Annotated in this window: 9 protein-coding genes and 1 pseudogene; all 10 read left to right on the forward strand. The window is 51.3% G+C overall.

The window, feature by feature from the left end:
• The 10 genes and pseudogenes from mutS (at position 1) to DW817_RS07980 (ending at position 12,441) form a co-directional block, all read left to right on the forward strand.
• Positions 1-2,616 (forward strand): DNA mismatch repair protein MutS, encoded by a 2,616-nt coding sequence (gene mutS, locus DW817_RS07935; RefSeq protein ID WP_014128370.1) that lies wholly within the window; start codon positions 1-3, stop codon positions 2,614-2,616.
• Positions 2,613-4,499, forward strand: coding sequence for a DNA mismatch repair endonuclease MutL (gene mutL / locus DW817_RS07940; protein WP_021737111.1), 1,887 nt, complete (start codon positions 2,613-2,615; stop codon positions 4,497-4,499). Before mutS ends, mutL begins: the two co-directional genes overlap by 4 nt.
• A gap of 65 nt (positions 4,500-4,564) precedes the next feature.
• Complete coding sequence (locus DW817_RS07945) at positions 4,565-5,296, forward strand: class I SAM-dependent methyltransferase (RefSeq protein ID WP_243634103.1); 732 nt, start codon at positions 4,565-4,567, stop codon at positions 5,294-5,296.
• The gene (miaA, locus tag DW817_RS07950; RefSeq protein ID WP_021737125.1) at positions 5,293-6,231 is read left to right on the forward strand and encodes a tRNA (adenosine(37)-N6)-dimethylallyltransferase MiaA; all 939 of its coding nucleotides are present in this window, start codon (positions 5,293-5,295) and stop codon (positions 6,229-6,231) included. The genes DW817_RS07945 and miaA overlap by 4 nt, the downstream gene beginning before the upstream one ends.
• 15 nt (positions 6,232-6,246) lie before the next feature.
• Complete coding sequence (gene hfq / locus DW817_RS07955) at positions 6,247-6,516, forward strand: RNA chaperone Hfq (RefSeq protein WP_016459579.1); 270 nt, start codon at positions 6,247-6,249, stop codon at positions 6,514-6,516.
• Positions 6,500-7,396, forward strand: coding sequence for a site-specific tyrosine recombinase XerD (gene xerD, locus DW817_RS07960; RefSeq protein WP_009015654.1), 897 nt, complete (start codon positions 6,500-6,502; stop codon positions 7,394-7,396). The genes hfq and xerD overlap by 17 nt, the downstream gene beginning before the upstream one ends.
• An 11-nt stretch (positions 7,397-7,407) precedes the next feature.
• Positions 7,408-8,490: a divergent polysaccharide deacetylase family protein gene (locus DW817_RS07965; protein WP_243634104.1), complete on the forward strand. Its 1,083-nt coding sequence runs from the start codon at positions 7,408-7,410 to the stop codon at positions 8,488-8,490.
• A 12-nt stretch (positions 8,491-8,502) separates the two neighbouring features.
• Positions 8,503-9,354 (forward strand): zinc metalloprotease HtpX, encoded by an 852-nt coding sequence (locus DW817_RS07970; RefSeq protein WP_021737088.1) that lies wholly within the window; start codon positions 8,503-8,505, stop codon positions 9,352-9,354.
• A gap of 419 nt (positions 9,355-9,773) precedes the next feature.
• Positions 9,774-10,761, forward strand: a pseudogene (locus DW817_RS11095) (diaminopimelate dehydrogenase).
• Between the two features lie 327 nt (positions 10,762-11,088).
• Entirely contained in the window at positions 11,089-12,441 is a 1,353-nt protein-coding gene (locus DW817_RS07980) for a pyruvate carboxylase subunit B (RefSeq protein WP_009015650.1), read from the forward strand.
• The last annotated feature ends 54 nt before the right edge of the window (positions 12,442-12,495 follow it).

Here is a 12,495-nt window from a genome sequence, read left to right on the forward strand (position 1 = left end):
ATGACGCAGACTGGTGAAGGGTATACCCCCATGGTGCAGCAATATATGGAAATCAAGAAGCAGCATGAGGATAAGCTTCTTTTCTATCGTCTCGGTGACTTTTATGAACTCTTTTTTGGGGATGCCATTACCGCTTCAAGGGAACTCAATCTGACGCTGACCCAGCGCGCAGGCAATACAAAACATCCCATCCCCATGTGCGGTGTACCTTTTCATTCAGTAGATGGCTACTTGGCCAAACTCATCAAGAAGGGATATCGCATTGCCATTTGCGACCAGATGGAAGATCCCAAGAAAGCCGTCGGAATCGTCAAACGGGAAGTCACAAAAATCTTGACGCCAGGAACGGTTCTTTCCGATGCCGTCCTTGATGACGAGCACAATCAATATCTTGCAGCTGTTTCTATAGGTGACGGGCGGGCCGTCCTTGGCCTTGCCGATGTATCCACAGGGGAGGCCAGTTGGTACGAAGCATCCGGCCCTTATTGGGAAGATCTTCTGATGGATCAGATCTACCGCATGCAGCCGGCGGAGCTAGTCCTTGCCCCGGATGAACAGCTGCCGGAACGGTTCCTGCAGGAACTTTCTCAGAAACTGCCCCAATGCATGGTCAACCGCTTTCAAAAAGATGGGGGAATCGATGCTTTTGCCCGTCATTTTGGGACGGAAGGGAAAGCGTATACCGAACCGCTTGTACGGGATACGATTGAACTCATGCTTCAATATATCCATATCAATGTAAAAAGCGATTTGGCACAGCTGAATCGCCTCACGGAAATTACGACAGACCGGACCATGGTCCTTGACGCAACGGCTATCCGCAATCTGGAACTGGTCCGGAATATGAAGGACGGTACGAAAAAAGGCACCCTCCTTGATATCCTTGATTACACCGCGACCGCCATGGGAGCCCGCCTCATGCGGCAGTGGATTGAATCCCCCCTTTATGATGCGGCCCGCATTACAAGTCGGCAGCAGGCTGTAGGCACGCTTGTAGGTGATTCCCGGCTGCGGACAGAGCTCGGTGAAGCCCTTAAAAAAATCACAGACCTTGAGCGCATCCTTTCCCGAATCGAAGTGGGGTCTGCCAATGCTCGGGATATGGCCTCCCTGCGCACCGCACTTCTGGCCGTACCGGACCTTAAGCGCCTGCTTGCCCCCTATCGGGATGGGCTCCTGGCAAAGCTTTCCTCCCGCATTGACAGTCATGAAACCGTCCTTGATGAACTGCGCCGTGGCATTGTCGATGACCCGCCCTTTACGGTCCGGGAAGGAGGGATGATTCGTAAGGGGTATAATGCCGAACTGGATGAGCTCCATGATATTGCGGAAAATAACAATGCCTGGATGCAGGATTTTGAGCTGCGCATCAAGGAAGAAACGGGAATCAAGAACCTAAAGGTCGGATTCAACAAAGTCTTTGGCTATTATATTGAAGTGTCCAAAGGGCAGGTTTCCCAAGTGCCGGATAGCTTTATCCGCAAGCAGACCTTGGTCAATGGGGAACGTTATATTGTTCCGGAACTGAAGGCCTTTGAAAATAAGATTCTCAGTGCCAAGGAAAAGATCCAGCAGCTTGAATATTATCTCTTCAATGAAATCCGTGACTGTGTCCGTGATGAGCTTGTTACAATCCAGGATACGGCCCGTGCCATTGGTGAGCTTGATGCTATCTATTCTCTTGCCATGGCTGCCTTCAAGGGAAATTATGTCTGCCCGCGCCTTAGCGACAAAGGTGAAATCATCATCAAGGATGGGCGCCATCCTGTCGTGGAAAAACTCCTCGAACGGGAGCTTTTTGTCCCCAACGATGTCCATTTAAATGGGACGAATGAACGCCTCATCATCCTGACGGGCCCTAATATGGCCGGGAAATCGACCTATATGCGTCAGGTGGCACTGCTGGTCCTCATGACCCAAATGGGCAGCTTCCTGCCCTGCCGGGAAGCTGTCATCACCCCCGTGGACCGCATCTTTACCCGTGTCGGCGCCAGTGATGACCTTGCCACGGGGCAAAGCACCTTCATGGTGGAAATGAATGAAGTGGCAAATATCCTTAAAAATGCCACGAGCCGCAGTCTCATCATCCTTGATGAGGTCGGGCGCGGAACAAGCACCTATGACGGGATGAGCATTGCCCGTGCCGTGGTGGAATATATCAACGAAAAAATCAAGGCCAAGACCCTATTTGCAACTCATTATCATGAACTGATTGAATTGGAAGATCTTTTTGATGGCATCAAGAACTATTCCATCGCCGTGAAGGAAAAAGGCAACGATGTGGTCTTTTTGCGGCGCATTGTGCCTGGCGGAACGGATCGCAGCTATGGAATCCACGTCGCTAAACTTGCAGGTCTGCCCAAAAAGGTCCTGGACCGGGCGGATGAGCTTTTGGAGGAATATGCCGCCGAGGCACCGCTTTCCCATAAGGGCACGCATCATGTCGAGATTTCCAAGGAAGCGGCGACGGATGAGACGCAGGGAAGCCTTTTTGGCGATACCATCCGGGATACCCTCATGGGACTTGATGTCATGACCATGACCCCCCTTGAGGCCATGAATACCCTCTATCAACTGGCGGAAGAAGCCAAACGGGAAGGAGGAAAACTTTCGTGAAAGCAAAAGTCCAGCTCCTGGACCAAAATACATCCAACCAGATTGCTGCTGGTGAAGTTGTTGAAAAGCCAATGTCCGTTGTCAAGGAATTGGTAGAAAACGCCCTTGATGCCGGTGCCACCCATGTGGATGTCACGATTTATGAGGGGGGAACGGAATATATCCGCGTCAAGGACAACGGGTCCGGTATGGATGAGGAAAATGCCCGTCTTGCCGTACTGCGCCACGCAACAAGCAAGATTGTAAGGGCTGAGGACCTACTTACCTTAAAAACTCTGGGGTTTCGCGGGGAAGCGCTGCCGAGCATTGCCTCTGTCAGCCATTTCAACCTTCTCACACGGGAAGAAGGCGCGGAGTTTGCAACAAGCATCACCATCGATGGCGGGGAAAATATGAGCGTTGATGTGATGGGCGGAGATGTGGGGACGACCGTGACGGTAAAGGATCTTTTCTATAACGTTCCAGCACGGCGCAAGTTTTTGCGGACGGTCAGTACGGAGGGTCGCTATATCAACGATATCCTTTCCAAAATGGCCCTTTCACGGCCGGATGTCCATTTTACGCTTCAAAATAACGACAAGGAAGTCCTTAATACCCCGGGAAGCAGTGATGAACTCGACGTCATTGGGGCGCTTTATGGGAAAAATGTCGTTGAGGCCCTTCTTCCCGTAGACCATGAACAGGATGGAATCCGTGTCAAGGGGTTTATCAGTCGGCCCACCCTTCTTAAGGGAACGCGGCAGTGGCAGACTCTTTTTGTCAATGATCGGTATATCGTAAGCCGGATGGTGAGCCGTGCCATCGATCACGCCTATCAGTCCCAGATCCCTAAGTCAGGGTTTCCTTTTGCCATGCTGAAGCTCACCGTGGATACCCATGCGATTGATATCAATGTCCATCCCCAAAAAAGTGAGATCAAGTTTGGTGATGAGCAGGCTGTTTACCGGGCTGTCTACCACGCACTTACAAATGCCCTGACGCATCCTATGCGGGGGACGGAACACGGAAAGGACGAAGTGACCTTTAAAAAGCCGTCTCCCCAAAAAGACGAAAGCCTTGCCGAAGAAGTAAGTATTTTCCCTCATTCCCAAGGCCGCAGCTTTCTTCCCCAGAATCCTGCCTTTGGCCAGCCGATTTGGCGTACGCCGGAGCCTCAGGTTGAGCGGCCTGATCGCTCCTATACGGACGAAATCTTTGGCGCGCAGCGTACGGTGCCACGCGCGACAGAACCCCATGCCATAACGGGCGAAGAGACAAGCGGAGAAATAGCTGGCTCCGTGAATGAACGAGGGGAAATCCAGGCCCCCAGTGGGATTGACGTAATCTGGCCTTTGGGACAGGTCAACCGGACCTTCATCGTCGCCCAGTCAGAAACAAGCCTTTACCTCATCGACCAGCATGCGGCCCATGAACGCATCATGTATGACCGTTTCATCAGGCAGCAGAAACCGGTCCCCAGTCAAACCCTTCTTATGCCGCTTTTTCTTTCCGTAAGTGCTGCGGATGTGGATGCCGTGACAGAACATCGCGACGAATTTCTGAAACTCGGTGTCGACGCGGAACCTGCCGGGGAAACTTCCCTGCGTGTTTCTGCCCTGCCGGCCGATGTGGAAGACGGGGAGGCCGAAGCCTTTATCCAGGATATCCTGACCCTTCTTGAGGAAAACCGCTCCATCAAGACCAGTGACCTACGGGAGGAAGTCCTTCACTATGCGGCCTGTCACAGTGCCATCCGGGCAGGTGAACTCCTGAATATCCGCCAGATGAGGGAAGTCATCTTGGAACTTCTCAATACGGAACATCCCTTTACCTGCCCCCATGGACGGCCCTGTATGATTGAAGTGACGACGCCGGAGCTCTTTAAGCTCTTTAAACGGACATGATGGGGGAGAAGAAAGGGCGCTTTGCCGTAACTGTGGGGCTCAAGGGCGGTACGGAGCTTATCAAAATGGCGAAATCCTGGGCGGAAACGCTTGCTATTCCTTATCTGAAGCGGCCCCGTGGAGTTTCCTTGGAAACGCTTCGCAAAGAGAGGAACCTTGTCGGCCTTCTTGTCGCAACGCGGAAAGGGCCCCAAGTAGAAACCGAAGAGGGGATCCTTTATTACCATCCCAGTATGGCAACGCTCCGCGTGCGGGCCCTTAAAGAAGGAAAAACGGACCATCTGGTGGAAGCCCTGGCCCTTCGGCCTGACAGCCGGGTCCTTGACGGGACCTTGGGCCTTGCCTCGGACGCAGCGGTTATTTCTTATGCTGTGGGATCCGAAGGAACAGTCGTGGGGGTTGAGGCGTCTCCCATTCTTTATCAAATGACTCGGCTTGGCCTGCGCTCTTATGACGAGGGCGATGAGGACCTATTGAAGGCCCTTCGGCGCATTGAACCTGTTTTGGGGGATACGGCGGCCTATTTGGAAAGCCTTCCGCCTGACTCCTTTGATGCCGTCTATTTTGACCCTATGTTTGAGCATCCTGTCGAAGGCTCCTCTAACATGGTCCCCATGCGTCCGGCTGCCGATCATCGCCCGCTGACGCGGAGCGTCATTGAAAAGGCACTCAAGGCGGCCCCTCTTGTCGTCGTCAAGGAACGAAGCCGACAGTTCTTGACCGAATTGGGCGCCCAGGAAATCCAAGGCGGCCGCTACAGCCGCATCAAATACGGAATCATAAGGAGGATACCATGACCGCAAAAGAAAAAGTCGTTGTCATCCTCGGACCAACAGCGACAGGAAAGACAGCCTGTGGAATTCTCCTTGCCCAAAAGCTCAAAGGGGAAATCATCTCCGGTGATTCCATGCTTGTTTTCCGTGGTATGGACATTGCTACGGCCAAACCAACGCCCCAAGAACGGGCCCTTGCCGTGCATCATCTGATTGATGTGCGCGACCCGGAAGAAAAATATTCGGCCTTTGATTTTAAAAGGGAAGCGGCGTCCCTCATCCAGGAAATCCATGGGCGGGGGCATATGCCCATCATTGTAGGGGGGACAGGACTTTATCTTAAGGCCCTTCTTGAAAACTACCATTTTTCAACCAGCGAAGAACAAACCAAGCGACGTCAGGCCCTTGCAGAATATGCCGATCGCTATGGCAATGAGGCCCTCCATCAAAAATTGGAAAAACTTGATGAAGAAACGGCGAATCGATTGAAGATTAATGATAGACGGCGTATAATTAGAGCCATCGAAGCATGGGAAGATGGAGACCCTGTATCCCAAGAAAAGGACAGCAAAAGTCCTTTTGACGCGGTGGTCTTTGGTCTTACGATGGAGCGTGCCCTCCTGTACGATCGAATCAATCGCCGTGTTGATTTGATGGTGGAAGAGGGTCTTTTTGATGAGGCTCGCTTTTTCTATGATCAAGGGATCCCTTTGGATTCCCAATCCATGAAGAGCATCGGCTACCGTCAATGTGTCCAGTATTTTCGAGGGGAATGGGACAAAAAAACAGCTGTCGCCAAGATCAAGCAGGCAACCCGTAATTTTGCCAAACGGCAGATTACCTGGTACAAGAAAATGCCTTACATCCATTGGCTGATGCTTGACGCATCGCCTCACTATCCAGCCATTGCGGATAAGATGCTGGAAGTGCTTCGAGAAAGACAATTTATAGAAAAATGAGAGAGGGATTCATTCATGGGAACATCAAACGCTAAGACACTCAATCTCCAGGATAGCTTCCTGAACAAAGTGCGCGCCGAAAAGAAGACCATTGTCATTTATTTGCTCAATGGATTTCAGGTTCGCGGAAAGGTTTGGGGATTTGATAACTTTACGGTCATTATTGACTGCGATGGAAGACAGGAATTGATCTATAAACATGCGATTTCGACGATCGCCCCTGTGGAGGCAGAATCGATCTTAGTACTTAAAAAAGGAAATGATCAGAGTGTCCCTAAGGAATAAAATAGAAGATGAGATTGCTCTTTTTATGGATTATCTAACGGTGGAAATGGGACTTGCGCGCAACACGCGTGAGTCCTATGGCCGTGATCTGCGTCTTTTTGCAGTCTGGGTCAAAAAGCCCATTAAGGAAATCAGCCGTGATGATATTCTTACGTATATGAGCGTCCTTAAGGCCCAAAATTATGCAGTAACAAGTTCTGCCCGGAAACTGGCTGCTTTGAAGGCCTTTTTCCGTTTTATGACGGCCGAAGGAACCATTGAGGTCGATCCCTGCGAAGTTGTTGAATCGGAAACAAGGGGGATGGTCCTGCCAAAGGTCTTGAGCGTGGATGAAGTGAATCGATTGTTTGAAGCGCCCGACCTAGATACACCGGAAGGGTACCGGGACCGGACCATGCTTGAAGTGATGTATGCAACGGGCATGCGTGTTTCGGAACTGCTTGCCCTCAAGGTAGGGAGCGTTAATCTTGCGTCCCATTATGTAATTGCTTATGGTAAGGGCGCAAAGGAACGTCTCATTCCACTGGGACATTATGCCATTGAGTATCTAAAGGAGTATCTCAGCCGGGTCCGTCCCCATTTTGTCAAGGAAAACCGTCCCTGTGACGATCTTTTCCTGACCATTCGGGGAACGGGCATGACGCGGCAGCGCTTTTGGCAGCTCATTAAAAATTATGGGCTCAAGGTCCATATTGCCAAATCCTTGACGCCTCATATCCTGCGCCACTCCTTTGCTACTCATATGCTCGATAATGGAGCGGACCTTAGAACGGTGCAGGAACTGTTGGGTCATTCCGATATCTCTACGACGCAGATTTATACTCACCTCACCAATCATCGTCTCAAGGCCATCTATGATAAAAGCCATCCTCGGGCATAAGGGAGAATGCAATGCCTCGTAAACCTAAACGGCAAGCGGCTGCCCGCTCGCCACGCCGCCGCAGGAATAAGCACGGCGGATGCTTGATATTTGTGATCCTTTTTGTCATTATTGGTCTTGGGATGTTTCTTGCGGCGCATAAAAAAAATAATCCCGATCTGACTTGGCCCGATGTGGTTGAAGAAGCGCTGCCTGAAACCGTCCGCGAGACCGTGAAGGAAGTCCTTCCCCAAACCGTTAAGGAAGAGATTGAGAAGGTTCGCAAGAAAGAACGCAAAGAAATCGAAAAAGAAAAGATTGAAAAAATTGAAAAAGAAGAGAAGCAGGGACCCATTCGGGATCACCCTGTAGAAGAGAAAAAGACGGTTCCGCCGGCTGCGAAAAAGGAACCGGCTAAGGCGGATGAAAATTCTTTGGGACTTGCTCCAGGCGCCTATAAGGGGTGCCTTGCCATCGTCATTGACGACTGCGGTTACCAGTTGGGACCGGTACGGACACTGACGAGCCTGCCCCTTAAGATGACCTTTGCGGTCATTCCCTTTAAACCCAATAGCGCGGCAGCCCTTTCCATCATCCGAAACAGCGGCCACACGGCTATGCTTCATCTGCCCATGGAACCCGTTTCAGGCGGCAGCTCCGAAACCCGCTTCGTGGGGGTAGGGCAGACAAAGGCTCAGATAGCGTCCTTTGTGCAGGAAGCCATCGACAGCCTGCCCGGCATTTCCGGCGTCAATAACCATCAGGGTTCCAAGGCAACCGCCCATGGCCCAACCATTCGCGCAGCTCTTTCTGTCATTGGGGAAAATGGCCTTTTCTTTATTGACAGCAGGACCAATTCCGCCACGGTGGCAGAAAGGGAAGCGGGAAATCTTGGCATCCCAACCGGACATAACTCGCTCTTTCTCGATAACAGCAGTGATATCGGTGCCATTGAGGAAAAGATTGCGCAGGCTGTCAAGCTGGCAGACCGTTATGGCAGTGTCATTGTCATCTGTCATGCTAGGCCCAATACGGCAGAAGCCTGGAAACGGTCTTACAAGGCTGTTATACAATCGGGCATTACTTTGGTCCCTGCCGCGTCCCTGCTACAGTAAGGAGGTCATCTAATGCTGAGAACGACTGCCCTCATGGGGCTTATGACGGCCCTTTTAGTTTTTTTAGGGGACTATCTCGGGGGCTCATCCGGAATGAGCCTCATGCTGCTTGTTTCCCTTGCTATGAATTTCTTCATGTATTGGTACAGTGACACCATGGTCATCCATCAATATGGCTGTGTCCCTGTAACGAGAAATGAGGCGCCGGAATTATATGACATTGTAGAAAAACTCGCGGCGCGGGCCAACCTTCCCATGCCCAAGGTCTACGTTATGAACAGCCGTGTGCCCAATGCCTTTGCCACGGGCCGCAATCCCCAGCATGCCGCGGTCTGCGTGACGACGGGCCTTATGGACGCGCTCACAGCTCCGGAAATTGCCGGCGTCTTGGGGCATGAAATGAGCCATATTCTTCATCGGGATATCCTCGTTGGCACTATTGCCGCCGTCATGGCAGGCACTATTTCGGCGTTGACTCGGTTTGCCTTCTGGTTTGGCGGCGGCAGGGATCGGGATCGCCAAAATCCTATTGCTTCCCTTTTGATCCTCATTCTGACGCCCCTCATGGCCATGATCATTCAACTCGCGATTTCCCGGACCCGGGAATATATGGCTGATGAAGCAGGTGGCGCCCTGTGCGGTGACCCCGATGAACTGGCAAATGCCCTGGAAAAAATCGACCTTGCCGCCCATCGTACCATTATGGCTGGGGCTCAGGAAAGTTCAGCCCATATGTTCATCATTTCTCCCTTTGCAGCAAAAGAGGCAAAGAGCCTCTTTTCCACTCACCCGGCAACGGAAGACCGCATCCGCCGGCTGCGCGAGCAGGCGGAAAGGATGGGGACGAGGCAGTGTATTGTGTAATTCTTTTTACTCAGCCCAAAAATCGGACTGATTTGATGTAGAACGTGAGCCCATTGCTTTAGAAAGATTAATCTGAAGCAATGGGCTCATGGCGCATCGTACAACGGAACATTTCACGGCAGGGGATAGCTATCACCTTACCGCTGTCCCTGCAGCTTTAAGTTCGAATGCATGGCACCAAACCACCTTATCTTTTTTCCTTGTTCCCCGCACAACAGGTGTCTGATTGCTGGAGCAGGCAGTTTGAGAGCACGGATCCTCTGTCTAATGTAACCTTTGATACAGGCATTCTGGTGAAAGGGAACTTGCACTTTTTACTTCCCTAAAATTTCAATTTATTAATGAAAATCCTTTTATTTTATGTTATAGTGTAACTCTACTTCACTAAACCAGATGAATTACATGGAGGGGTATACGATATGAAAACGAGAGTTGCCATCATGGGCTACGGAAATTTGGGCCGTGGTGTTGAACTGGCCCTTAGAAACAGTCCGGATATGGAATTTGTCGCGGTCTTCAGCCGCCGTGACCCGGCAAAGGTCAGCATCAAAACGACCGGTGTTCCCGTCATCTCCGTAAACGATATCGACGCTTACCAAGATAAGGTCGATGTCCTCATTATCTGCGGCGGCAGTGCAACGGACCTGCCTAAACAGACGCCGCAATATGTAAAGAAATTCAACGTGGTGGATAGCTTTGATACACATGCCTGCATTCCTGACCATTTTGCGGCCGTTGATGCAGCCGGTAAGGAAACAAATCACGTCGGGGTCATCTCCGTTGGCTGGGATCCGGGCCTATTTTCCCTTGCCCGCGTCTATAGCCATGCCGTCCTTCCCGTAGGGAAGGACTATACCTTCTGGGGCAAAGGCGTCAGCCAAGGCCACAGTGACGCGGTTCGCCGCATTCCCGGTGTCAAGGACGCCAAGCAGTACACCATTCCCGTGAAAACCGCTCTTGACGCGGTTCGTGCCGGCAAGAACCCGGAACTTACGACGCGGGAAAAACATACGCGTGAAGTTTTTTGCTGTCCTTGAAGAAGGTGCCGATGCTGAGGCTGTGACAAAGGCTATCGTAACCATGCCGAACTACTTCAGTGACTACGATACGACGGTCCACTTCATCAGTGAGGAAGAAATGAAGCGAGATCATAGTGGTCTTGCCCATGGCGGGTTTGTCATCCGTTCCGGGAAAACAGGCACAGACGACGAACACAAGCATATCTTTGAACTGGCCCTGACCCTTGATTCGAATCCGGAATTTACGGGATCCGTCCTTGTGGCCTATGCGCGGGCTGCCCATCGCATTGCCCGTGAAGGCGGTACGGGGTGCCGTACGGCCCTTGATATCGCACCGGCTTATCTCTGCCCTGAAAGCGGGGAGGAACTGAGGGCCCATCTCCTTTAGTTTTTTGCTCGGCGCGAAAATCGCACCGAAACGATGTAGTTACGTGCCCCCATTGGCTTTTAAGAGATTCATCTGATACCAATGGGGGCACGGCGTATCGGAATAGAATACATACTAGGATCTCATTTTTTGAATAGCCCCAACTATGCTGTCGTACGTCCTTTTTGAAGTCAGCTCGATTTGTGCACCGAGTAAAGAATAAGGGAACTCTTACTTATACCTCCAATAAGGATTCTTCTATTACACAGAAAAGAAAGTCTTATGTTATAATGGAAACAGTTAGCTTATTTGACAACAGAAATGTTAAGAATATGGGAGGTTTAAAACATGAATAACCCGAATCCTGTTAAGATCGTGGAAACTGTCCTCAGAGATGGACATCAGTCCATCTGCGCAACGAGAATGCGTACGAGCGATATGCTTCCCGTCTTGGAAGCCCTAGATGATTGCGGCTTCTACGCACTCGAAGCATGGGGCGGTGCTACGTTTGACTCCTGCCTTCGCTTCCTGAATGAAGATCCCTGGGAACGCCTGCGCACCATCCGCAGCCATGTGAAGAATACCAAACTGCAGATGCTGCTTCGCGGTCAGAACCTCCTGGGCTATAACCACTATGCAGACGATGTCGTTACGGAATTCATTAAACGAAGCGTGGCAAACGGCATTGATATTGTCCGCGTTTTTGATGCCTTTAATGATACACGGAACCTGGAATGCTCCATGAAGGCCATCAAGGAAGCCGGTGCCCATGCCCAGGGTACGCTTGTTTATACCATCAGTCCGTATCACAAGGACAGCGATTTTGTGAAGCTTGCCAAGGAACTGGAAGAAATGGGGGCTGATTCCATCTGCATCAAAGATATGTCCGGCCTGCTTGCTCCTTACGCCTGCTACAACCTCGTTACGGCCCTTAAGAAAGAAATCCATGTACCTATCGATGTTCACTCCCACTGCACGAGCGGCATGGGTGCCATGACCATCCTCAAGGCTGTTGAAGCCGGTGCCGATATGGTTGATACAGCCATGTCCCCGTTTGCTGAAAGCACGAGCCATACCTGCACGGAATCCCTGGTTTACACCCTGACCGGTCAGGAACGGGATCCGAAGATTGATGTCAACAAACTTTATCCGATTGCTGATCACTTCAAGAAGGTTAAAGCCGACCTTATCAAGACCTTCAACCTGCCAAACAGCAGCGACATCAACCCGCAGGTCCTCAGCTTCCAGATTCCCGGCGGCATGCTTAGCAACCTGCGCAAACAGCTTGCTGAGATGGGCGTTGCCGATAAGTACGATGCCCTGCTGAAGGAAATGCCGAAAGTCCGTGCTGACCTGGGGTATCCTCCTCTTGTTACGCCCAGCAGCCAGATTGTTGGCTCCATGGCTACCATGAACGTTGTTCTCGGCCGTTACAAGATGATTCCGAAAGAAGTCCGCGACATCGTCCGCGGCAAATATGGCAGAACGCCGGGCCCAATCAGCGAAGAGCTGAAAAAACTGGTCCTTAAAAATGGTGAACAGCCCATTACCCATCGTCCGGCCGATGATATCGCACCGCAAATGGATAAGATGCGCGCTGACCTTGCCGCAAAAGGCTATCCCAATGCTAGCGTGGAAGACGTCTTAAGCTACGCTCTCTTCCCGGAAGTTGCTTTGGAATACTTCAAAAAGAACCGCTAAGAAACCAGAATGAATTTGTGCAGCACCGTGAACCCTATCTTTCATGGTGCTGCT

Source organism: Acidaminococcus sp. AM33-14BH (genome assembly GCF_003603525.1).
GTDB lineage: Bacteria > Bacillota > Negativicutes > Acidaminococcales > Acidaminococcaceae > Acidaminococcus > Acidaminococcus intestini.